Raw genomic sequence first — 23216 nt, forward strand, 5'->3', positions numbered from 1 at the left:
ACGCTCCAATGCGCGTGGAAGATTTACCAACGGATCAGCATCGTCCCTATGAAGATGTCATGGCGATGCTGCTGGGGACGTTCTTCGTCGCGCTGGGGGTTACCTTTTATACCCATGCGGTGTTGCTCACCGGCAGTACCGCAGGCTTGGCGCTGCTACTCAGCTATATGACCAGCAGCGTCACCGGTTGGGGGTTTGGGGTGTGGTTTTTTGCCATTAACCTGCCGTTTTACTACTTGGCGGTTAAACGCATGGGCTGGAGTTTTACCCTGCGTACCTTCGCCGCCATCGGCTTGGTCTCGCTGTTTTCCGAGCTAACCCAGGGCTGGGTGCAGTTTGCCAACGTGCCATCGCTTTACGCTGCTTTAATGGGCGGCGCGCTGATGGGCATTGGCATGCTGATGCTGTTTCGCCACCGCACCAGTCTGGGCGGTATCAATATCCTCGCGCTCTATCTGCAGGATAAACACGGCCTGCGTGCAGGCTACGTTCAACTCGCCATCGATGGCGTTATTCTGTTGATTGCGTTAACGCAGCTACCGCTGGATCGCGTGGGCTACTCAGTGCTGGGCGCACTGACCCTCAATCTGATTATCGCTCTGAACCATAAGCCAGGGCGTTATATTGGGGTGAGTTGAGAGGAGACATTTCTTAAGACAACCGCTTTTCATCGTCTATCACGCAGACCTTGGTAGGCACTTGGTGCGACCATTTCCAGAACACAATATTAACGTCTCGATGGGTCGCTCCCTTGGCTTGGGACGGCACTCGAATGCCCGCGAATCCGGTCGTGATCAACTGCTCCGCGATTTCCCAGGCGATAACGGGCTCGCGCCTTATTTTCTTATCTAACCATGCTTCCTGCATCCAGTTCTCTGGATGCGGTCGAACGCGCGTTTGGATAGCTGGGTCACAGAGATCGAGAATCGGACCGCAATTTACCTCATAGCTGCACAGCGTCAGCGGTTGCGTCTTAAAGGGAAAGCCTTGTTGAGCCTCAAGCCAGGCTGTTTCGAACCGCTCACTGGTGTACAGCGCGGGCAGGTCAACGGGGTTCCAGCGGCCGCCGTTGCGTGCGGCGCCTGCTCCTGATGTGGGTGCATGCTGCCATCTGGGGTTGTGCCCACGATAGACCAGCCCTGTGTATTGAAACCCAAGTGCCAGCAGACTCACGCATAGCCTCCCTCGGCAATGTGGGAGAGGTAGGCACGGACATCATCCGCCCGCCCGTGACTAACCAGTTCTTCAGCGGTGAAATCCCCCAGCGGCGCGATAGGGTAGCTGCGATACCAAGACCATGCGGCGCTTATCGACCCCGCCCAGGGTTCAATGCGCTTAAGTATTTCCATCGCTTGGCGCAGGCGCTGCTGTGTGGAGACGGCGTGGAGACGGTCTTTACGGATGATGGCGTTGTGGCTAAGCCCAATCGCATGGGCGAACTCACGTTTGGTAATATGCAACTCGTCAAGTAGTGCATCGGTGATGATAAAACCTTCATTATCCACGGCACTGTTGATGTCAGGACTCATAAATGTCACCCATATAGGCGTATGTTTACGTCATTATGGGTGACAATAAGGCATTTGTAAAAAACGGCAGTTGTAAACGCGTGGCGAGAAGTGTGGCGAAACGAAAGTTGAAGACGTTGGCTTAGCCAGCTTTGCTAAGCCAGAACCACCACACGATAGCGGCGATAAGCCCAAGCCCCGCCAAGTTGATCAATAGACTCATGCGACGTCCTCCTGGCTGGGTGACTTCCACAGCCGCAAGCGGTTGGCGTTACTCACCACGGTGATGGACGAGAGTGACATGGCAGCACCCGCAATCATCGGTGAAAGCAGCATGCCGGTGAGCGGGTAAAGCACCCCCGCAGCAATGGGAATACACAGTAGGTTGTAGCCAAACGCGCCGACCAGGTTCTGTTTGATATTGCGCAGCGTGGCGCGGCTGATCTCTATCGCTGACGCCACCCCGTGCAGCGAGCCGCGCATTAGCGTGATACCCGCGCTCTCAATGGCCACATCGGTGCCTTGGCCAATCGCAAAGCCCACATTTGCTCGGGCCAGCGCCGGGGCATCATTGATGCCATCGCCCACCATGCCAACGATTTCTCCCGCCTTTTGACGGCGCTCAATCTCGGCGTGCTTGTCCTCGGGTAGCAGGCCTGCATGGTACTCATCAATACCCACTTCCTGAGCAATGGCCTTGGCGGTGTGCTCGTTATCGCCGGTTAACATGACAATGGTTAAGCCGTCTTTTTGCAGGCGCTTGATCGCGGCCACGGTGTCATGGCGAAGCGGGTCGCTGATGCCAAACAGGGCGGCCAGTTTGCCATCCACCGCCAAGTACACCAGCGTGCGAGCCTGCTCTTCTAGGGCGCGTGCTTGCCCTTCACCTGCCTTGAGATCCACCCCTGCCTCGCTCAATAGACGTGCATTGCCCAGCAGCAGCGCTTTGCCGTCGGCGGTTTGGGCTTTTACCCCGCCACCAGTCACGCTATCGAAACCATTAATCTCGGCAGGGTTAGCGTCGTGTTCATCCGCGTAGGTCATTAACGCCGCCGCCAATGGGTGCTCGGAGCTGCGTTCCAGCGCGTGCACCAACGCTAGCGCGGTGGATTGCTCTACGCCAAACATCTGCGCATCGGTAACACTGGGCTTGCCCTGGGTGAGCGTGCCGGTTTTATCGACCACTAGCGTGGTCAGCTTGCTGGCGGTTTGGAGCGCCTCGCCGCTGCGCACCAGCACCCCTTGCTCAGCTGCTTTACCGACGCCGATCATGGTTGAGATCGGCGTCGCCAAGCCGAGCGCACAGGGGCAGGCAATAATCAGCACGGTGGTCGCCGTCACCAGCATATGGATCACTTGGGGGGCGGGCCCTAGGTTGAACCACACCAGGGCAGTCAATACGGCAATGATCATTACCGCAGGCACAAAAACGCTGGAGACCTGGTCGGCTAGCTCGCCAATCGGTGGGCGCGAGTTTTGGGCGCTCGCTACCTGTTCGGTAATCTGCCCCAGGCGAGTGTCGGTGCCCACTCGCGTTGCGCGATAGATCAAGCTGCCCTTGCCATTCACCGTGCCAGCGCTGACTTCATCCCCCGCGCCCTTGGCGATCGGTAGTGGCTCGCCGGTAAGCATCGACTCATCGATATGGCTTTGGCCTTCAACGACGTCACCATCCACCGGCAAGCGCTCACCGGGGCGCACCCGTACGTGGTCGCCAGCACGCACCGCGTCAATCTCAATCTCCTGCTCGTGACCGTCGCGAATCACCCGCGCCGTGCGGCTCTGCAGATCGAGCAGGCGCTTTAGCGCATCGCTGGTGCGGCCCCGGGCGCGTAGCTCCATGGCATTGCCGAGCAGAATCAGCCCGATTACCATCGCTGAGGCTTCAAAGTAGATGCCCTGGGCAACCTCGGGTAACCACGGCGCAAACAGCACCACGGCCATGGAATATAGCCAGGCGGCGCCAGTGCCCATAGCGACCAAGGTATCCATATTGGCTTGGTGGTGCTTAAGCTGCTTCCAGGCGTTGACGAAAAAGTGGCGTCCTGGGAAGGCCAAAATGCCCAAGGTTAATAAGCCGATCACCAGCCAGTAGAGACGCCCCATGCCCATCGGGTGGGGATGGAAAAAAAACATGCTCATCATCAGCGGAACCGCCAGTGCCAGCGAGATGGCACTTCCGCGCAGCCGTTTTTGGTATGTCTTGGCGTCCTGCTCTGCACGAGTGCGTTCTGCTTCCCGCATATCCACAATCGGTTCGGCGCCATAGCCGGCTGACTCAACGGCGGCGATTAACGCTTGGGTCTCGGCACTGCCAAACACCTGGGCGGAGTGGGTGCCAAAATTGACGCTGGCGGTGTCGACTCCCTCAGTGCGCTCTAGTGCTTTCTGCACGCTGTTGACGCAGCTGGCGCAGGTCATCCCACTAATCGCCAAGCGCTGTTTCTTGCCTTGCCCTTGAGACTGGGAGTGAGCACTTGCGGTTTTTTCAGCTTCGGCATCAGCGGGTGCCGCGGTTTCTGGCTGATTATCAGCATCGTCTGGGGCTGCTTCCTCCAGAGCTGCTTCGCCTGGCGGGTAGCCCGCCGCGGTCAAGCGTTGATCAAGCTCGGCGTCGGTTAGAGTCGAAACAACCTCGAGGCGTTTTTCGCTAGGCATGCCGGTGACGTCTGCTTCAGGGTCACCACTTTGAATCGCCTCGCGCATACGCTTGACGCAGCCCTGGCAATTCATGCCGGGGATGGTTCGCGTGGTGGCTCCATTTGCAGGGCTTACGCTTGAGGCGGCTTCGGTAGAGGCGTCGCTCATGGGGTCTCCTTGGTAGACGTGGCGTCAGGAAAACTCTCAATCAGGCGGCACACGCTGTGGCCGTCGGGGGAACCGTCGGGCATCTGCTGCCAGCTCTCCATAGCCTGTTCCATTCGTTCGGCTAGCGCTTCCAGCTCGGCAATACGTGCGCGGATTTGTGGCAGGCGGCTGGCGAGTAAGTCGCGTACCAAGGGGCAGGGGGAGTCGCCTTGGTCGGCGTGGGTCAGGATGTCGCGAATCTCCGCCACGCTAAAACCGAGCTTGCGTGCCCGCTGAATAAAGCGCAGCCGCTCTAAGTCGGTATCCGAAAATAGCTGATAGCCGTTATCCGGGTGGCGCTGAGGAGCAAGTAGCCGCTCACGAGCGTAGTGACGCACGGTCTCAGCGGTAACACCGCCCCGTTTGGCAAGCTCAGTAACTTTCATGGCCTGTTCTCCCGACCGGTTAAATAGTAACCGCTTTAGTGTAGAACCTATGGGTTACCCATAGGTCAAGGGCGACTTTGTGCAATAAGCTCAAATGACTAAAACACTGATTTAAAACGACCGTGCGACTAATGTATAAGCCAAAAATAAAATAAAACGAACGTTTGCCCTTGAACCTTTGGCCCAGTTGCGAGAAAACAGTCATGTAAAAATAAAGAGGGTGGATCGTTGGTATCCACTGGATCATCGGGAAGAGAGGCCCACTATGAATAATAACTTTAATAAGCTAACCCTGGCCGCTGCTATTGCAGCGGTTGCTTTCGCCAGCCAAGCCCACGCGGGCGGGTATCAAGTCAACGAGCAGAGCGTGAGTGGCCAGGGCTATGGCCATGCCGGGCGCAGCTCTAATATCCATGATGCAACCATTGTGTACGGTAACCCTGCAGGTATGTCGTTTTTGGATCGTGCGCAAGTGACGGTTGGGGGAACCTATCTAAACGTAAATACTGATCTTTCTAATGTCGAAGCTAGCCGCTTTATTGATTCGGGCGTGGCTGCTGGTGGCGCCCCCAATGGCAATCAGATTCCCATCGGCAGCATTCCTGGGGGGAATGATGGCGATATGGTGCCAGGTACTCCCATTCCTTTTGCGTTCTATGCGCAGCCAGTGACTGATCAGTTAGCGTTTGGGTTCGGGGTATATGCACCCTTTGGCTCCAAAACCGACTACGAAGATGATTTCCAGGGACGCTATTTTGGCGACTATACCGAAGTCAAAGTGATCAGTGCGCAGCCGACGGTTTCTTATCGCTTTAACGATCAATGGTCGGTTGGTGCGGGTATTACCTACAACCAAGTAGAAGGTGAACTGCGTCGCCAGCTACCCTCTGAGGCTACGTTTAATCCAGCTACCGACATCGACTCGCGCGTTGACGGCGAAGACGAAGCGTGGGGCTACAACTTAGGCGTGATCTATCGCCCGATACCCGAAACCACCTTGGGTCTGACTTACCGTTCAAAAGTAGACTACACATTGGAAGGGGATTTTAGCGCTACCGATCCCCTGGGTAATGTCCTTCGCTCAGATACCGCGAACCTGGATTTAACCACCCCAGAGACGGTTAACTTCTCCGTAACCCAGCAGATGACCGATCGCCTCAAACTGATGTTCGGGGCGTCCTGGGTTCGCTGGAGCCAATTTGATCAAATTTTGGTTACCGGTAGCCAAGGCGATACGATTACCCAAGAAGTTCAGAACTATTCAAACGCCTGGGCGTTTGCCACCGGCGGCGAGTATCAGTTAACGAAGACATTAGCGCTTCGTGCTGGGGTAACGTTGGACTTTACACCCACCAATGATGAAGACCGCAGCGTGCGTATTCCTTCTGACGATCGGCGTATTTTCTCGCTGGGGGCAGGATGGAGCCCAACGCCTGATATGACCATTGACGTGGCGTACTCCTATCTCACGGAGCGAGGCACCTTTGTTGAACAGGATCGTAACGATCTGCTCCAAGGTGCAGGCGGCGCGTCCTACTCAGCCGACTACAAAAACGAAGCCCACGGTTTTGGTGCGCAGTTAACCTATCGCTTTTAAGCTTGAGAGAGCTAAACCCCAATGAAACCCGGCGCACGCCGGGTTTTTTATTAGATGCGAGGGTAAAAGCGAAAGTTTACAAGTCTATATCCCAGGGCTATCTAGAAATGCAGCGCGCATCAGTTCGCGGGTATAGGTCTCGCGGGGAGCGTTGAACAGTGATTGCGTGTCGCTTTGCTCAATGATTTCGCCTTGTCGCATGACGATCACCTCATCGGCTAGCGCGCGTACCACGGCGAGGTCATGGCTAATAAATAGGTAGGTCAGTCCATGGCGTTGTTGCAAATCCCGTAACAGCTCAATAACGGTCATTTGAACTGAACGGTCAAGGGCAGACGTTGGTTCATCAAGCAGCAGGAACTCGGGCTTGACGACCAATGCCCGGGCAATGGCAACCCTTTGCCGCTGTCCGCCGGAAAACTCGTGGGGGTAGCGGTGTCGGTGGACGGGGTCCAGGGCGACTTCTTCTAGGGCTTGAATAACCAGGGCATCGCGTTCGGCGCGCCCCAGCAGTGGCTGATGAACGCGTAGTCCCTCGCCGATAATCTCACCTACTGTCATACGCGGGGAAAGCGAGCCAAAGGGATCTTGAAAGACAACCTGCATGCGTGATCGCAGCGGGCGCATTCCTGCGCGGTCAAGTTGGGCAACGTCGATATCATCGAAGCGTATCTTGCCGTGACTCTTTACCAGCCGAAGTAGCGCGCGGCCTAAGGTAGTTTTTCCTGACCCCGATTCGCCCACGATGCCTAAGGTTTGGCCTTGCCTCAGCGTGAGGTCGATGTTTTTCACCGCCTCAAAATAGCGGTTTGGGCCAAACAGACGCTTTTTGATCGGGAAGCGAACGCCAATACTTTGCGCTGTGAGCAGGATGGGGGCTGAGTCGGGAACAGGCGCCTTATGGCCACTTGGGTTGGCGTCAATCAGCATTCGGGTATAGGCGTGCTGGGGGGATTGAAACAGCGCCTTGGTGGCCTCCGCTTCGACGATTTCGCCGTTTTGCATGACGCACACGCTATCGGCTAAGTGTCGGACAACCCCCAGGTCGTGGGTGATAAACAAGATGGCCATGCCATAACGGGCCTGGAGGTCTTTAAGCAGCGCGAGAATCTGTGCCTGGACGGTCACATCAAGAGCGGTGGTCGGCTCATCAGCAATCAGCAACTGAGGCTCACAGGCCAGCGCCATGGCAATCATTACCCGCTGGCGCTGGCCACCGGAAAGCTCGTGAGGAAAGCTGTCGATGCGACGTTTAGGCTCGGGAATCCCCACCTGTTCGAGTAGTTCCAGTACCCGCAGGTAAGCATGGTTGCCTCGCAAGGGCGTGTGCTTATGCAGGACTTCACGAATCTGTCTACCCACGCGGTGCATCGGGTTGAGCGAGGTCATCGGCTCTTGGAATATCATGGAGATCTCATTGCCACGAATGGCCCGCAGGCGCTTACGGCTGATGGTGAGCAAATTTTCATCACCGGAACCGCCATGCCAGCGAATGGTGCCGGTGGCACGAGCTAGTTCTGGGAGTAGCCCCATCGCGGCGGTTGATGTAATCGACTTACCTGAGCCTGATTCACCGACTAAAGCCAGCGTCTCGCCTTTATGAAGAGTAAAACTAACGTCTTTGACAGCCGTAACGGTGCCATTGGGAAGGTCGAAGTCGACCCGCAGACGGTCAATTTCCAGCAGTGGCTGTGACATGAAGATTCCTTGCGTTTTGCTAGCGCGTCTTGGGATCAAGGGCGTCTCGCAGACCGTCCCCCAAAAAGTTAAGGCACAGCAGCGTGGTGGCCAGAAACGCAGAGGGAATAATCAGCATCCACGGCGCCGTTTCCATCATGTCCTTGCCTTCGCTGATCAGTACTCCCCAGCTGGTCAGGGGCTCTTGCACGCCGAGGCCGAGAAAGGAGAGAAAGCTTTCCAGCAAAATGACCTTGGGGACGGTGAGAGTGACATAAATGATCACCGGCCCAATAGCATTGGGAATCAGGTGGCGTGTGACGATCTTAAAGCTGCTTACGCCCAGCGCATGGGCGGCTTCAACGAACTCGCGGCGTTTTAAAGCGAGCACCTGTCCGCGCACTATGCGCGACATGTCGAGCCATTCAACAGCGCCAATGGCAGCGTAGATCAGCAGGATATTCCGCCCAAATACCACCATCAGCAGGATGACCATAAACATAAATGGCAGCGAGTACATGATGTCGACAAAGCGCATCATCAAGTTGTCAACCCGGCCACCCACGTAGCCGGCAATCGCGCCGTAAAGGACGCCGATCACCAGCGAAACAAGGGTTGCCATCAAGGCGACGGATAGCGAAATCTGCCCCCCATGAAATACCCGTGTGAGCAAGTCGCGTCCATTGGCGTCAGTGCCCGCATAGTGGCCACTCTCTAAACTTGGTGGGGTCAAAAAGGCATTCCAGTCCACTTCATCAAGTGCCCAGGGGGTTAACCAGGGGCCCAATAAGCAGGCCAGGGAAATGACGATGAGGAGCACAAGACTTGCGGTCGCCGCACTGTTTTGTCGAAGCCGCCGCCATGCTTCGCGGGCTAGGCTGTTGCTGGCGACCGGAGGGGCCGACGTTGCATTATTCATTATCATAGCGAATTTGCGGATCCAGAGCCGAGTAGAGTAAATCGACGATTAGGTTGAAAAGAACAATCAGGCCGCCGTAGAAGACGACGGTGCCCATTACCAGGGTGTAATCGCGATTGAGCGCCGCCTGGACGAAATAGCGGCCAATACCCGGTATCCCGAAAATCTGCTCGATGACCACCGAGCCGGTAATAATCCCGGCAATGGCGGGACCTAGGTAGGAGACTACGGGGAGCATTGATGGGCGCAGGGCATGACGAAAGATCACCTCGCTCTCACTAAGGCCTTTGGCTCGGGCTGTGCGGATGAAATGGCTACTAAGTACTTCAATCATGCTGGCGCGCATCATTCGCGCGATATACGCAATCTGCTGAATAGAGAGTGCCACCACGGGAAGGATCATGTTCTTCCAATGACCGTCGTTCCAACCGCCGACCGGTAGCCAGGCCAGAAATACGCCGAATACCAGTGCCAGTAGCGGGGCAATTACAAAGTTGGGAATGGCCACCCCGGCCAGCGCCGTGCCCATCACCATATAGTCAATGGTGGAGTTGCGTTTAAGCGCCGCTATAACCCCCATGGGAATGCCGACCAGGAGTGCGAGGCCGATTGCCCATAGGCCGAGTTCCAGGCTGACAGGAAAGCCTTGAGCGACCAGCTCGGTAACTGAAAAATCCTTGTATTTGAACGAGGGGCCAAGGTCGCCTTGGAGCAGGTTGCCCATGTAGGTGAGATACTGTTCCCAGACGGGTTTGTCCAGGCCATAGGAGGCCATTAAGTTGGCCTCGATTTCCGGCGGGAGCTGACGCTCGCCGTCGAAAGGCCCGCCGGGGGCCAGATGCATTAAAAAGAACGACAGCGTAATCACAATCCACAGCGTCGGGATCGCCTGAAGTAAGCGCTTTAGAGTGTAGCTGAGCATTATCGAGCCTCGTTCCTCAGGCCGAAGGCCTGAGGATATAGCGGCAGTCAGTTGTGATGAAAAAAACAACGAACTAAAGGGAATTAATCGTCGAAGTGAATCCAGCGTGAGCGATGGATATCTTCAATGTTGGTTTCCCAGCCGGACAGGTCGGGGCTGACAAGGTTGCGCGAGACGTAGTAGTAGATCGGCAGCGTGGCGCTATTTTCCAGGGCAATGGTCTCTGCCTCGGCCATGATCTCGGCTCGCTTATCCAGGTCCTGGGTATTAGCGGCTTCGCTCATCAGCGCATCAAATTCAGGCGAGCTGTAGGCGCCATAATTATTGGATACGTTGCTTTCCAGCAGGCTCAGGAAGTTTTGGGCGTCGTTGTAGTCACCAATCCAGCCGGCTCGAGCAACGTCGAAGTCGCCCTGACGAATATCCGAGTAGTGAACGGCCACCTCCGAATTATAGAGTTCAACCTCGACGCCCAGGGGCTTCCACATGGCAGCAATGGCGATGGCGACCTTGCGATGGTCCTCGCTGGTGTTATAGCGCAGCATGAGCTCCAGCGGATTATCCGGGCCATAGCCTGCCTCTTGGAGCAATTCACGTGCACGCTCTAATCGCTCCTCTTGAGATAGCTCGGCGAAACTGACTGTGGGCGCTTCATAGTGGCTGACATCGGGTGGAACAAAGCTGTAAGCCGGTACTTCGCCGGTACCCAGTATTTGGTCGGTGATGACTTCGCGGCGAACGGCTAGGCTAAGCGCTTCACGTACACGTGGATCAATAGTCGCATGGCCGTCTCGGGCATTGAAAACGTAGTAATAGATGCCCAGGTAAGGGGCTACCTGAACCGCCTCGGGTAGATTATCCATCAGCCAGTCGTACTGTTGGGTGGGGAACTCCCGCGCGATATCGATTTCGCCTGCGCGAAACCGGTTCAGCGCCGTATTGCGCTCTTCAATGGGGAAGTAGACGACCTCTTCCAGGGCGACATTGTCAACGTCGTGAAAATGAGGGTTGCGTGTTGCTGTAATGCGCGTTTGTGACTGCCACTCCTCGAGCTGGAAAGCGCCGTTGGAGACCATGTTGCCCGGGCGAGACCAGTCGTCGCCGAAAGTCTCTACCGTGTGGCTGGGCACCGGGTAGGCGGTATAGTGGGAAAGCTGGTCTAAAAAGTAAGGTGTTGAACGCTCAAGGGTTACTTGCAGGGTGGTCGTGTCCAGGGCCTCGACACCCAGTGTGCTGGTATCGGCTTCGCCCGCATAGACAGCTTCGGCATTTTTAATCGGGTACAGCAGATAGGCGTAATTAGCGGCGGTGGCTGGCGATAAAATGCGCTGAAAGGCGAAAACAAAATCGTCAGCCGTCACTGGTTCGCCGTCCGACCACTTGGCATCGTCTCTCAACGTGAAAGTGTACACCGTGCCGTCAGCGGAGACTTCCCAGGATTCTGCAACACCGGGAATGCGAGTGCCATCGGCTGCTTCAGTGACTAGACCTTCAAAAAGGTCACCCACCACATCGTTTTCCCAGGTGCCGCTGATTTTATGCGGATCTAAAGAAGCGGGTTCGCCCATAATCGCTAAGCGGAGCGTATCCGCCTGAAGAGGGGCGGTAAAGCCAAAAGCCAACGCTATCGCCACAGGGCCCATGAGAGTGCGATTTTTAAGCATATTGATCCCTCCAATATTGTTCTAATACGGTTGTTTGAAGATCTAAACTCCAATTAAGTACTAGCATCGGTGAAAAGCAGGCGTCTATCAGAAATTACACATGTAGCTATACGCAATTTCGATAGTGACGGGGCTAATGGTTGTTGGAAGCCAATTTCGCTACACTATGCGCTTTTCTGATCGATACACCTCTGTACGATCCGAGTAGACCAAGCTAGGGCGATCCCATGTTGGAAACCAATCCGATTCACAACCAGCTCAAGGACCTGTCTGAGCGGACAGACGTTCTTAGGGGGTATCTTTGACTATGCCGAGAAGAAAGATCGGCTAGAAGAGGTCACCCGCGAACTGGAAGACCCCAATGTCTGGAACGATCCAGACTACGCGCAGAAGTTAGGCAAAGAGCGCGCCTCCCTCGAAGCCATAGTGGCCACCATTGATGAACTTGAGCAGGGCCTTGGCGATAGCCGGGATCTGCTGGAGCTTGCAGAAATGGAAGAGGATGAAGGCACCGTCGAAGAAGTGTGCAAAGAGCTGGACAGCATGCAGACGGCGTTAGAGAAGCTTGAGTTTCGGCGTATGTTCTCCGGTGAAATGGATCAGAACAACGCCTACCTGGAAATTCAGTCCGGCTCCGGCGGCACCGAGGCACAGGATTGGGCCAATATTTTATTGCGCATGTACCTGCGCTGGGCGGAGAGTCACGGCTTCAAAGCCGATATCACCGAAATCTCTGCTGGCGAAGTGGCGGGCATTAAGTCGGCCACCGTGCATATCCAAGGCGATTACGCCTTCGGCTGGCTGCGTACCGAAACCGGCGTGCACCGCCTAGTGCGTAAAAGCCCGTTTGATTCCGGTGGCCGTCGGCATACCTCCTTTGCATCGGTATTTCTGTCCCCGGAAATTGATGACAGCTTTGAGGTGGAGATTAACCCCTCGGATCTGCGCGTTGATACCTACCGCTCAAGCGGCGCGGGCGGTCAGCACGTAAACACCACCGATTCGGCCGTGCGGATTACCCACGAGCCGACCGGTATCGTGGTGGCTTGCCAGGGGCAACGCAGCCAGCACGCCAACCGCGATTTTGCCATGAAGCAGTTGAAAGCGCGGCTGTGGGAACACGAGATGCAAAAGCGCAACGCCGCCAAGCAGGAGGCCGAGGACTCCAAGGCTGACATCGGCTGGGGCAGCCAGATCCGCTCTTACGTGCTGGATGATCAGCGCATCAAGGATTTGCGCACCAGCGTGCAGTCCAGTAACTGCGATAAAGTGCTCGACGGGGATATTGATCAATTTATCGTCGCCAGCTTGAAGCAAGGTTTGTAATCTTTTTAGCGTTTGAACATGAACAGGGTGCCCCATGGCTAACCAAGACGCGTCTCCTGCAGACAACGAAAACCACCTGATTGCCGAGCGCCGAGCCAAGTTGACTGCTCGCCGCGAGCGCGCCGCTGAGCAGGGAAAGAGTGCGTTTCCCAATGATTTTCGCCGCGACAGCTTAACCGTTGAGCTGCAAGACGCCTTTGGCGATAAAGACAAGGCTGAGCTTGAAGCACTGGATCACCACGCCGCTGTGGCGGGTCGTGTGATGCGTCAACGTGGCCCCTTCATCGTCATTCAGGACGTGGCCGGGCAAATCCAGCTCTACGTGGATAAAAAGGGCCTGCCCGCCGACATACTGGAAGACGTTAAAAGCTGGGATATCGGTGACATCGTCGCTGCCCACGGGCCGGTGCATAAATCCGGCAAGGGCGATCTATACGTGATGATGAAAGAGGCGCAGCTGCTCACCAAGAGCCTGCGCCCGCTGCCGGATAAGTTTCACGGCCTGACCGATATGGAAGCCCGCTATCGCCAGCGCTATGTGGATCTGATCATGAACCCGCAGTCGCGTAAGGTGTTTGAAACCCGCGCAGCGGTCATCAGCTCCATGCGCCGCTTCTTTGAAGCCCGCGGCTTTATGGAAGTGGAAACGCCGATGCTCCAGCCGATTCCTGGCGGTGCGGCGGCGCGCCCCTTCATTACCCATCACAATGCGTTGGATATCGATATGTATCTGCGTATCGCGCCGGAGCTTTATCTCAAGCGTTTGGTGGTGGGCGGTTTTGAAAAAGTGTTCGAGATTAACCGCAACTTCCGTAACGAAGGTCTTTCGACCCGCCACAACCCAGAGTTCACCATGGTAGAGTTCTACTGGGCCTATGCGGATTACCGTGACCTGCTGGATATGACCGAAGCCATGCTGCGCACAGCGGCCGAAGAAGTGCTCGGTAGCGCTATCATTGAGTATCAGGGCGCCAGCTACGATTTCGGCAAACCTTTTGCCCGCTTAACATTGCGTCAGGCGATTCTTGATCACGGTGACGGCATTGCCGACAGTGATTTGGATTCGCTGGAAGCGGCGCGGGCCACTGCTGAAAAGCTCGGCATCAAGGTCAAAGGGAGCTGGGGCCTGGGTAAGGTGCAAACGGAGATCTTTGAAGAGGTGGCCGAGCACAAGCTTGATCAACCGACCTTTATCACCGAATACCCGGCGGAAGTTAGCCCGTTGGCACGGCGTAACGATGCCAACCCCTTCGTCACTGACCGCTTTGAGTTCTTTGTGGGTGGTCGCGAAATCGCCAACGGTTTCTCGGAGCTCAACGACGCTGAAGACCAAGCGGAGCGCTTCCGTGCCCAGTCGGCGGAAAAGGACGCCGGCGATCTAGAGGCGATGTATTACGACGCGGATTACGTGCGTGCCTTGGAGTACGGCATGCCGCCCACCGCCGGTGAAGGCATCGGGATCGACCGCCTGGTGATGCTTTTCACCGATAGTGCTTCGATTCGTGATGTGCTGCTGTTTCCGGCGATGCGCCCTGAAGTGGACTAAAAGTTGGTAAGGGCGCGTTATAGCGCCCATAATGGTCAACGTTTCGACGGCGAGGAGAATCCCATGAAACTGCTTAACCGCTCCGCACTGAGCGTCAGGCCGACCCAGCCCTTTGTGGACTGGATCAACGCGCTGGAACCCACCATGGGAGACGACGACCTGACCCTGGACGACGTCGAACGTGAAAGTACCATTTACCTGATCCCAGAGATGGATACCCCAGAAGCGCTGGAAACCTTCGTGCGCGAGCGTTACGCGGAAATCCTTGAGACTGAGCTGCGCGCTTGGGAAGAGGATGAACGCCAGTGGCCGGATAAGCTGGACTGGGCCCTGTTCCAGGAATTTGTGCGTGTCGAACACAGCTATCTGGCCATCGACCTGGATGACGAAACGGCGTTAGAGATTTCAGAAGTTGATGATGCGCTGCTGCTCGATAGTGAGCAGGATTAGCTATTAGCGTGCTAATATTGGGCTCTGCCTGGCGCTTGCTAGCTGACTTTCCAAGTAACACCTAGCGCAAGTGTATCGAAAAACCGGCTTAGGCCGGTTTTCTGCTTTTAGCTGTTTCGCTTAGGACGCCACCCATGCGACTGTTTGAAACCCGTCCGGGAGATGATGGTTTACCCGGCCCTGAACGCGCCCTTGCTGTGCTGGCACTGGTGACCGGCACCTTGATGGCGGTGGTCGACACCACCATGATCAATCTGGCACTGCCCACCATTGCGGCTGATTTGAATGTGTCCGCTTCCCGGGCAGTCTGGATTACCAACCTGTTTCAAGTCGTGTGTGCGGCATTTTTGCTGGTGTTCGCGGGCATTAGTGAGCTAATCACTCGTCGTAGGCTCTATTTGTTTGGGTTGGCCACCTTTGTGGCGGCAGCTTTGGGGGCGGCGCTGTCGCGCAACCTGGAAACGCTGCTGGTGTTTCGTGCCTTTCAGGGGTTGGGTGCCGCCGCCACGCTGTCGATTGGCCCGTCGCTCTATCGGGCGATTTTCCCCTCGCGGCTGTTGGGCAGCGCCCTTGGCTTGAGTGCATTGGTCGTGGCCGGCGGCTACGCAGCAGGGCCCACGCTCAGCGGCGTGATCCTGTCGTTTGCCGATTGGCCCTGGCTGTTTGCGCTCAATGTGCCGCTGGGGCTCTGTTCGCTATGGCTGGCCAAGCGGGCGTTACCCCGTGAAGAGCGTCGTCAAGGCGGTTTTGATGTGGCCGGGGCGATGCTCTCCATCGTTATGCTGGCGAGTTTCTTTATCGCCATGGACGCCGTAAGCCACGCCGCCCCGCTGTGGCAAAGCGGGGGTTGGGCACTACTGACGGTGCTGGCCTGCGTCGGGTTTATTGCTCGTCAGCGCCGCGCGCCTTATCCACTACTGCCCCTTAGCGTCTTTGCTGAGCCGCGTTTTACACTGGCTGTCTCTGCTTCTGGGCTTGCTTTTATCGGCCAGGGGCTTACCTTTGTGGCGCTGTCATTTTTCTATCAGGAGCAGATGGGCTTTTCACCACTGGAAACCGCTTGGCTATTTACCCCCTGGCCACTGGCCATCATGCTCGTTGGCCCCATTGCTGGCCGCTTGGCTGACCATATTAACCCTAGCATCCTCTCCAGCACCGGGCTTGGGCTACTCATTATTGGCCTGATAGCGCTGGCGCTAGTGGATGAGTCGACCGGTGTCGCGGGAAGTTTATGGCGTACCGCCCTATGCGGCATTGGCTTCGGGCTGTTTCAGCCGCCCAATAATCGCGAAATGATGGGCAGCCTGCCGCCGGAGCGAAGCGCCAACGTCTCGGGAGTAATGAGCACTACGCGCACCGTAGGGCAGTCGTTTGGGGTGGCGTTGGTCGGCGCAGCCCTGGCGCTCGGGTGGCCGGTACAGGTAACGCTCTGGCTGGGGGCTGCGACCACGCTGCTGGCGCTATTGGCAAGCGTTGCGCGTATGCCGCTGGCAAGACGCGCGTTACACGCCCGGAGGGCATCGTCTAAGGGGCAGTAAGCGCGTACAATAAAGTGGTTTGTGATCTCAAGGAGAACCTCATGACGCTGCAGACACAGATTGAGCAGAAGTTAACGGCGCTCGCGCCCGACGTGCTGCAGGTAGAAAATGAAAGCCACATGCACAGCGTGCCCGCTAACTCGGAAACCCACTTCAAGGTGACCCTGGTGAGCGACGCCTTCGACGGTATGATGCCGGTGAAGCGCCATCAGCAAATCTATGCGCTGTTGGCCGATGAGCTTTCAGGCCCGGTGCATGCGTTGGCACTGCATCTTTATACGCCCAATGAGTGGCAGGCGCGGGGCGGGGAACGCCCGAATTCACCCAACTGCCTCGGCGGCGGTCAGTGAACCAGGAAGTCACACGGCGCCACTATCTGGATGCCATGGGCATTACTGCCTGGGCTGCCAAATACCAGTTGCCTAACGCACTACCTACTGAGGCCTGTGAGTGGGAGGAGACGACGCCTGCCCCGACGCCGCCCCGGGAGCGGTTGCAGGCGTTGCTGGACGACGCCCCCGCACCTAGGCGTCAAACGGCTAAACCCCAAGCACCCGCGCCCCCTTCGTCTGAAACTCAAACCTCAGCTGAGACCATTGCCTCGCCCTCGGCGGTGCGGGCACTGTTGGGTCAAGACAAACCGGGGCCAGCCAACCCGATGGCTGAGCAATCTGTTACGGCCGCTGAAGCAGCCACTGACAAGCCCGCCAAACCATTGGCGTTCTCACTCTCGTGTGTATGTCTAGAGGGGCGCTGGCTGGTATTGCAGGCAGGCGCCATGAGCGTGCTTGAGCAGCAGCTGCTGGCTAACTTGCTACAGGCCGTGGATATTCAGCCGGGCGCACTGCCGGAAGCGAGCCACTTCACCTGGCCGCAAATGGCCAACGCCTTTGCGGTAGAAGATCCGCTAGATGAAGCCCGCGAAGGTCTGGCAGCCTTTATCGCTGGCGGCGCGAGTCGGCAGGGGTGGCAGCTAGAGCGGCTTCTCTGGTGGGGGGAGTTGGGGCCTGACCAGGCGCCGCTGGATCGCATTCTGAATGTCACCGAAGGGCAGAGCGAGACGCTCGCGTTGCCTGTATGGCAGGGTCCTGCGCTTGCGTCGCTGCTCGACGGTACCCATCGTAAACGCGACCTCTGGCCAGCGCTGAAAACGCTAGGTCAGCAGTGGGCGTCCAAGTGCAGGGCAGACAGCTAATGATCGCTGAACTCAATGTTGAGCACCTGACGCTACTTATTACGCTTGAGCGTCAGGCGCAAAGTGGCACCTCCGACTCGCAAATGCTTGAGTCCTTGGGCAGTCAGGACACCTGCGTGTTGGGCTGGTGGCAAGATGAACAGCTGCTAGGGTATGCCATCGTGGTACGACTGCCGTTTGAAGCGGAACTGCAAGCGATCGCGGTTTTACCCGAGTGTCGCCGAAGTGGCGCGGGCCTGGCGTTGATGGATGCCGTGTTGGCGATAGCAAAAGGCTGGCTCAGTGAGCGGCTGCTGCTCGAAGTGCGGGTGGGTAATCTTAGCGCCATACGGCTCTATCAACGCTGTGGATTTAGCGAAGATAGCTGTCGGCGGGGCTACTACCCAGCGGCAAAAGGGGCCGCCGGGCGCGAGGATGCGCTGCTGATGTCTCTGGTGCTCTAGGCAGCAACGTATCTATCAGGCGGTTAGGACGTGGTGGATGTTTCGAGGCTGTCGAATTTGCTGAGTAGGCCATTGAGGCGACGTTCCCACTCTTCACGTTCCTCTTTAAGCTTGGCGTTTTCGCCGCGCAGCTCCTCATTTTCCAGTTTCATCATTTCCAGTGCATCAACGGTATCGGTGACTTTCTGTTCAAGCTGGTTAAATAGTTCCAGACTCATGTATAGCTCCATAGCATAAAATGTTAAGCAAAAATAAGCTCAAAAAAACAAGCGCAAAGCTTGTCAGTAGGGACGAATGAGGCGAGCGTAACGCCACCGCCGCGTGGCGGCAAGCGCTGTTTAAGGTTGCTGACGTAGATAGAGCCTTGCGGTGCTTTCTCCCGCCTGGGTTTCGCGGTGTAACTGCCAGTTGGCGGGCACTTCGGGGGGCAGAGATGCCTCGGTTTCCAGGTAAACCATCGCCCTATCCGCTAGCCAGCCGCCGCTTTCCAAAGCAGCGCAGCAGGGTGCAGCTAGCTGCTGATGGAAAGGAGGGTCGAGAAAGGCCAGCGCATAGGGCTTGGCTGGGCGCGCCAGGTAGGCCTGAACATCGTTAACATGCACTGCGCTTGCGGTAATATTGAGCGTTGCCAGATTGGTCGACAGCTGTGCCGCCACCCGCGCATCCCGCTCGACAAAATCGACCCCCGCAGCGCCACGGGACAGGGCTTCAATACCCAGCGCGCCGGTACCTGCGAATAGATCGAGTACCTGCTGGCCGTAAAGCTGCTGCCCCAGCCAGTTAAACAGCGTTTCACGCACGCGGTCGGGGGTTGGCCGCAGACCGGGGCTATCCAGCACAGGCAACTGGCGGCGGCGGAATTCGCCGCCGATAATGCGTAACTTACCTAATGGCTTACCGAGTGGCTTGCCAGGTGATTTGCCCGCCCGCTGAGCAGGTGTGCGGCGGGAAGCGGAGGATCGGGGGGAGCGTTGTCGTGTCATAAAGCGGATTGTAGCGGGCTGCTTATCCAAAGTCTTGGGTTACGGTGTTAGCATAACCCTAATGTTCACTATTTATGTCGGGTAACACTCATGTTTGGTTTTTTTAAGCGTAAGAATAAGCAGGATCAGCAGCAGTCGCCTCAAGACCCGCAGCAGGCGCATCAAGAGGAAGAGCAGCAGCAAAATCAACCCGATGAGGTGGACACTGCGACGTCTGACGCTGCAGCTGAAGCGGTTGAAGAGACTTCAAAAGCGCCGGAAACTTTACCAGAGCCAGAGCCAGAGCCAGAGCCAGAGCCAGAGCCAGAGCCAGAGCCAGAGCCAGAGCCAGAGCCAGAGCCAGAGCCAGAGCCAGAGCCAGAGCCAGAGCCAGAGCCAGAGCCAGAGCCAGAGCCAGAGCCAGAGCCAGAGCCGACGCCCGCCTTGCAAGACAAGCCGGTGGCCACCAAAGGCGACCAGAAAGGCTGGTTTGCGCGTATCAAGTCAGGCCTGGGGAAAACCCGCGCCAATTTAACCGACGGTATCGCCGATCTGTTCCTAGGTAAAAAACAGATCGATGACGAACTGTTGGAAGATCTGGAAACGCAGCTATTGATGGCCGATGTGGGGATTGACGCCACTAGCGAGATTACTGGCCGCCTGGAAGCGCGTATCTCGCGCAAAGAGTTGAACAATCCCGAAGCGCTTTACCGTGGCTTGCAGGAAGAGTTGTCCACTATGCTGGCGCCGGTCGCCAAGCCGCTTGTGCTTGAAAAATCGGGCACGGGGCCTTTTGTCATTTTAGTGGTGGGCGTTAACGGCGTGGGTAAAACCACCACCATCGGCAAGCTCACCCAGCGCTTTCAGCGCGAAGGCAAGAGCGTCATGTTGGCGGCCGGTGACACCTTCCGTGCAGCGGCTGTCGAGCAGCTCAAAGTATGGGGCGAGCGCAACAAGGTGCCGGTGATCGCCCAGCACACCGGCGCTGACAGCGCCTCGGTGATTTACGATGCGGTAGCGGCCGCTACTGCGAGAGGAGTTGATGTGCTGATCGCCGATACCGCCGGTCGGCTACATAACAAAAGCCACCTGATGGAAGAGCTGAAAAAAGTCCACCGGGTGATGCAGAAGCTAGATGACACCGCGCCTCACGAAGTGATGCTGGTACTGGATGCGGGCACTGGCCAAAACGCTATCTCCCAGGCCAGCACCTTTAACGACGCCGTGCCGGTCAGTGGTATCACGCTGACCAAGCTGGACGGCACCGCCAAAGGCGGGATTATTTTCGCGCTGGCTAAACAACTGGAAACGCCGATTCGCTTTATTGGCGTGGGGGAGGGCATCGACGATCTGCGCCCCTTCGAGGCCAATGATTTTGTCCAAGCGCTGTTTGACCGCCAAGGGGACGATGCCAGCGCATGATCGCTTTTGAGCATGTGGGAAAGCGCTACGGCGGACGCTTCGAGGCGTTGGCGCATCTTAACTTTCGGGTTGCCCGGGGCGAGATGGTGTTTCTGACCGGCCACTCCGGGGCGGGTAAAAGCTCGCTACTACGCTTAGTGATGCGCCTTGAAAAGCCCAGCCGGGGGCGTGTTGTTGTGGCGGGCCACGATATTGCCCAACTACATGCCAGTCAGGTGCCGTTCTATCGGCGTCAAATTGGCGTGGTCTTCCAGGATCACCAGCTGCTCTTTGATCGCAGTATTTTTCACAACGTCTCCCTGCCGCTGGAAATTCAGGGCGTAGAGCCCCGTGAGGCTGCCCGGCGCGTGCGCGCTGCGTTAGATAAAGTGGGGCTGTTGCATCGTGAAAAAGCCCTGCCTATCGAGTTGTCGGGCGGCGAGCAGCAACGGGTGGGGATTGCCCGGGCGGTGGTCAATAAGCCTGCGCTGCTGCTGGCCGATGAGCCAACGGGCAACCTGGACCCCCAGCTCTCAGCGGACATCATGGGACTGTTTGAGGACTTTAACCGGATTGGTACCACGGTGATGATCGCTAGTCACGACCTGGCCCTGATTGCTCGACTACGCCACCGTATCCTGCGCTTAAGCGATGGCCGTCTGGTCGCCGATGAGGGGGCGGTATGAAGCCGTCCACAACGCCAAAGCGTCGACAGGGAGCGGCATTAAAGACGCCGCGCAAAGCCGCTACTAAACCAGCGGTCGATAAAGTCCCCCAGCGGGGCGCCAGATCGCAACAGACGCGCTTTTCCAGCCGCTTACGGGCTTGGGGGCGTCACCACCGCAGCATGGCGTGGGATAGCTTTCAGCGCTTAGTGCGCTATCCGCTGGGCAACCTACTGACCATGCTGGCGATTGCTATTGCGCTGGTGCTGCCCGCCGCGCTGTGGCTAACCCTGGATAGCGCGCGTCTGTTGGATGCGGAGCTTGATGAGAGCGCCACCTTAACGGTCTACCTGGAATTGAGCGCCGATGATGCTCAAGCGCTGCGTATCGAAGAGGCGGTCGACGCGGAGCCGAGCGTGCTCGAGACGCAGCTGATCAGCGCCGAGCAAGGCATGGCGGAGTTTCAGCAGTCGCTGGGGATTGATGATGCTCTGGCGGGGTTGGAGAGCAACCCGCTACCTATCAGTATAGTGGTGCGCCCAGAAAGCGTTGAGCCTGCCGCCATGCAACAGTTGGCTGCCCGCCTTGAAACGCTTGCTGGTATCGATGAGGTTCGCCTTGACCTGGCCTGGGTCGAGCGGTTGCGAAATCTGGCAGAATTAGGCCGCCGTGTGGCACTAGCGCTGGGCGCGCTATTTGGGTTGGGCGTACTATTGGTGGTCGGCAATACCATTCGCCTCTCGGTGGAGAGTCGTCGCCGGGAAATTGAAGTGGTGATGCTGATTGGCGCGACCCATGCCTTTGTTAGGCGGCCTTTCCTATATAGCGGCGCTTGGTACGGGCTGGGCGGTGGGCTGTTAGCGCTGGGGCTGTTAGGTGTGGGCAATCACTGGCTGTCACTGCCGGTCGCTGCGCTGGCGGCGAGTTACGGGGCGAGCTTCTCGTTACCCCAACTCGACGTGACAGGCTCTACAATTCTGCTATCTTGCAGTACACTATTAGGCTGGCTGGGTGCTTGGTTGGCGGTGACACGTCATCTCTCAAGCATTCGGCCAAGATGATGGATGCGTTTTAGGCGGCTAATGCGATACGGCTGAATTACTTAACGTGCGAACTTTATGCTTGCGTTAAGGTCTCAGTACCACAGATTTCGTATCACCGAATTAGTATCACGGTTTTGTAATAGGTTATTGATAACGTGCTACGTCAACCACGATGGGTTACAGGGGAGACCACCTGCACATGAGCACTAGTCTTCTACCGGTGGGGCAACTTTCACCCGGCGGCGACCTCGGCGGGTATATCCGCGCGGTCAATGGAATTTCGGTATTAACAGCCGATGAAGAGCGCGAGCTTGCCTATCGTCTCTACGATGAGGGCGATTTGGAAGCCGCTCGGCGTTTGGTACTTTCGCATCTGCGCTTTGTGGTGCATATCGCGCGTAGCTATTCGGGCTATGGGTTGCCCCAGGCAGATTTGATCCAAGAAGGTAACGTCGGCTTGATGAAAGCCGTCAAGCGCTTCGATCCCAATCAGGGCGTTCGCTTGGTCTCTTTTGCCGTGCACTGGATCAAAGCGGAAATTCACGAATTTGTGCTGCGCAATTGGCGAATCGTTAAAATCGCGACCACTAAAGCTCAGCGTAAGCTGTTCTTTAATTTGCGTGGTGCCAAGAAGCGTCTGGCCTGGTTGAATAACGACGAAGTCGATGCGATTGCTAAAGACCTCGACGTCAAACCTGAGGTCGTGCGCGATATGGAAGGGCGGCTCTCTTCTTACGATGCGGGTTACGACGCACCGGCAGGCGATGATGAAGAGAGCACTTATCAAGCGCCAGTGCACTTCTTGGACGATGCTGCTTCCGACCCTGCCACACAGCTGGAAGATAGCAACTTCGAGGAAGACTCGACGCGCCGTTTACAGCTTGCCCTTGAGGGGTTGGATGAGCGCTCGCGAGATATTCTGCAGCGCCGTTGGTTGGCCGATAGCAAAGAGACGCTGCATGATCTGGCCGATGTTTACGGGGTCAGCGCCGAGCGTATTCGTCAGCTTGAAAAAAATGCCATGAAAAAGCTGCGTCAGAAAATGGGCGACACGCTGGCTGCGTAATCAGGCTTAGCGGTCTTTACCCCAGTCGCATTAAAAAACCGGCCCTTGTAAAAGGAGCCGG

General features: G+C 56.9%; 23 protein-coding genes. 13 read left to right on the forward strand and 10 right to left on the reverse strand.

Translation table 11 applies throughout. From position 1 onward, the window contains the following. Positions 1 to 8 precede the first annotated feature (8 nt). Complete coding sequence (locus U738_RS00605; RefSeq protein ID WP_035576512.1) at positions 9 to 638, forward strand: YitT family protein; 630 nt, start codon at positions 9 to 11, stop codon at positions 636 to 638. Positions 639 to 651: 13 nt separating this feature from the next. Here the strand turns inward: U738_RS00605 and U738_RS00610 are convergent, their stop codons facing one another. The 4 genes from U738_RS00610 to U738_RS00625 all read right to left on the reverse strand — a co-directional run bounded on the left by U738_RS00610 (position 652) and on the right by U738_RS00625 (position 4741). Then, on the reverse strand, positions 652 to 1173 hold the full coding sequence (locus U738_RS00610; RefSeq protein ID WP_200882478.1) for an RES family NAD+ phosphorylase: 522 nt from the start codon (positions 1171 to 1173) through the stop codon (positions 652 to 654). Continuing rightward, the gene (locus U738_RS00615) at positions 1170 to 1529 is read right to left on the reverse strand and encodes a hypothetical protein (RefSeq protein ID WP_035576513.1); all 360 of its coding nucleotides are present in this window, start codon (positions 1527 to 1529) and stop codon (positions 1170 to 1172) included. Before U738_RS00615 ends, U738_RS00610 begins: the two co-directional genes overlap by 4 nt. A 198-nt stretch (positions 1530 to 1727) precedes the next feature. Next, complete coding sequence (locus tag U738_RS00620) at positions 1728 to 4316, reverse strand: heavy metal translocating P-type ATPase (protein WP_035576514.1); 2589 nt, start codon at positions 4314 to 4316, stop codon at positions 1728 to 1730. Beyond that, positions 4313 to 4741, reverse strand: a complete 429-nt coding sequence (locus U738_RS00625) for a MerR family transcriptional regulator (RefSeq protein WP_035576515.1) — start codon at positions 4739 to 4741, stop codon at positions 4313 to 4315. Before U738_RS00625 ends, U738_RS00620 begins: the two co-directional genes overlap by 4 nt. A gap of 265 nt (positions 4742 to 5006) precedes the next feature. Between U738_RS00625 and U738_RS00630 the strand changes: the two genes are divergently transcribed. Further along, positions 5007 to 6338, forward strand: coding sequence for an OmpP1/FadL family transporter (locus U738_RS00630; RefSeq protein WP_035576516.1), 1332 nt, complete (start codon positions 5007 to 5009; stop codon positions 6336 to 6338). An 84-nt stretch (positions 6339 to 6422) separates the two neighbouring features. On the opposite strand, the gene U738_RS00635 is transcribed toward U738_RS00630, so the two are convergent. The 4 genes from U738_RS00635 to U738_RS00650 form a co-directional block, all read right to left on the reverse strand. After that, positions 6423 to 8036 (reverse strand): ABC transporter ATP-binding protein, encoded by a 1614-nt coding sequence (locus U738_RS00635; protein ID WP_035576517.1) that lies wholly within the window; start codon positions 8034 to 8036, stop codon positions 6423 to 6425. A 19-nt stretch (positions 8037 to 8055) separates the two neighbouring features. Beyond that, positions 8056 to 8934, reverse strand: coding sequence for an ABC transporter permease subunit (locus U738_RS00640; protein ID WP_081899005.1), 879 nt, complete (start codon positions 8932 to 8934; stop codon positions 8056 to 8058). Beyond that, positions 8927 to 9856, reverse strand: a complete 930-nt coding sequence (gene oppB / locus U738_RS00645) for an oligopeptide ABC transporter permease OppB (RefSeq protein WP_035576519.1) — start codon at positions 9854 to 9856, stop codon at positions 8927 to 8929. Before oppB ends, U738_RS00640 begins: the two co-directional genes overlap by 8 nt. Before the next feature lie 83 nt (positions 9857 to 9939). Next, positions 9940 to 11520, reverse strand: coding sequence for a peptide ABC transporter substrate-binding protein (locus U738_RS00650; protein WP_035576520.1), 1581 nt, complete (start codon positions 11518 to 11520; stop codon positions 9940 to 9942). A 227-nt stretch (positions 11521 to 11747) separates the two neighbouring features. On the opposite strand from U738_RS00650, the gene prfB reads away from it, so the two are divergent. From prfB to rimI, 7 genes are all read left to right on the forward strand, one after another. Further along, positions 11748 to 12846 (forward strand): peptide chain release factor 2 gene (gene prfB, locus U738_RS00655; protein WP_144810681.1). Its coding sequence is split into 2 segments (ribosomal slippage): positions 11748 to 11822 and positions 11824 to 12846, totalling 1098 coding nucleotides; the frame shifts between segments, so codons are not numbered across the junction. 34 nt (positions 12847 to 12880) lie between these two features. Further along, positions 12881 to 14392: a lysine--tRNA ligase gene (gene lysS / locus U738_RS00660; RefSeq protein ID WP_035576522.1), complete on the forward strand. Its 1512-nt coding sequence runs from the start codon at positions 12881 to 12883 to the stop codon at positions 14390 to 14392. A 63-nt stretch (positions 14393 to 14455) separates the two neighbouring features. Next, positions 14456 to 14842: a hypothetical protein gene (locus U738_RS00665; protein ID WP_035576523.1), complete on the forward strand. Its 387-nt coding sequence runs from the start codon at positions 14456 to 14458 to the stop codon at positions 14840 to 14842. Positions 14843 to 14976: 134 nt separating this feature from the next. Then, complete coding sequence (locus U738_RS00670) at positions 14977 to 16380, forward strand: MFS transporter (protein ID WP_035576524.1); 1404 nt, start codon at positions 14977 to 14979, stop codon at positions 16378 to 16380. 41 nt (positions 16381 to 16421) lie between these two features. Then, positions 16422 to 16730: a BolA family protein gene (locus U738_RS00675; RefSeq protein WP_035576525.1), complete on the forward strand. Its 309-nt coding sequence runs from the start codon at positions 16422 to 16424 to the stop codon at positions 16728 to 16730. Further along, complete coding sequence (locus tag U738_RS00680; protein WP_035576526.1) at positions 16727 to 17575, forward strand: hypothetical protein; 849 nt, start codon at positions 16727 to 16729, stop codon at positions 17573 to 17575. Before U738_RS00675 ends, U738_RS00680 begins: the two co-directional genes overlap by 4 nt. After that, positions 17575 to 18018 carry a ribosomal protein S18-alanine N-acetyltransferase gene (rimI, locus tag U738_RS00685; RefSeq protein ID WP_035576527.1) on the forward strand — a complete coding sequence of 148 codons (444 nt, stop codon included), beginning with the start codon at positions 17575 to 17577 and terminating at the stop codon, positions 18016 to 18018. The genes U738_RS00680 and rimI overlap by 1 nt, the downstream gene beginning before the upstream one ends. Positions 18019 to 18041: 23 nt before the next feature. On the opposite strand, the gene zapB is transcribed toward rimI, so the two are convergent. Both zapB and rsmD read right to left on the reverse strand, forming a co-directional pair. Next, positions 18042 to 18236 (reverse strand): cell division protein ZapB, encoded by a 195-nt coding sequence (gene zapB / locus U738_RS00690; RefSeq protein WP_035576528.1) that lies wholly within the window; start codon positions 18234 to 18236, stop codon positions 18042 to 18044. Between the two features lie 120 nt (positions 18237 to 18356). Continuing rightward, entirely contained in the window at positions 18357 to 19001 is a 645-nt protein-coding gene (rsmD, locus tag U738_RS00695; protein ID WP_035576529.1) for a 16S rRNA (guanine(966)-N(2))-methyltransferase RsmD, read from the reverse strand. A 90-nt stretch (positions 19002 to 19091) separates the two neighbouring features. Here rsmD and ftsY point away from each other — a divergent pair, with 90 nt between their 5' ends. From ftsY to rpoH, 4 genes are all read left to right on the forward strand, one after another. Continuing rightward, the gene (gene ftsY, locus U738_RS00700) at positions 19092 to 20402 is read left to right on the forward strand and encodes a signal recognition particle-docking protein FtsY (protein WP_035576530.1); all 1311 of its coding nucleotides are present in this window, start codon (positions 19092 to 19094) and stop codon (positions 20400 to 20402) included. Further along, positions 20399 to 21067, forward strand: coding sequence for a cell division ATP-binding protein FtsE (gene ftsE / locus U738_RS00705; RefSeq protein WP_035576531.1), 669 nt, complete (start codon positions 20399 to 20401; stop codon positions 21065 to 21067). The genes ftsY and ftsE overlap by 4 nt, the downstream gene beginning before the upstream one ends. Then, the gene (gene ftsX / locus U738_RS00710; RefSeq protein WP_035576532.1) at positions 21064 to 22107 is read left to right on the forward strand and encodes a permease-like cell division protein FtsX; all 1044 of its coding nucleotides are present in this window, start codon (positions 21064 to 21066) and stop codon (positions 22105 to 22107) included. The genes ftsE and ftsX overlap by 4 nt, the downstream gene beginning before the upstream one ends. Before the next feature lie 181 nt (positions 22108 to 22288). Continuing rightward, positions 22289 to 23155: an RNA polymerase sigma factor RpoH gene (rpoH, locus tag U738_RS00715; RefSeq protein ID WP_035576533.1), complete on the forward strand. Its 867-nt coding sequence runs from the start codon at positions 22289 to 22291 to the stop codon at positions 23153 to 23155. Positions 23156 to 23216: the final 61 nt, after the last annotated feature.

This window comes from Halomonas sp. TG39a, from assembly GCF_000744395.1.
GTDB lineage: Bacteria > Pseudomonadota > Gammaproteobacteria > Pseudomonadales > Halomonadaceae > Vreelandella > Vreelandella ventosae_B.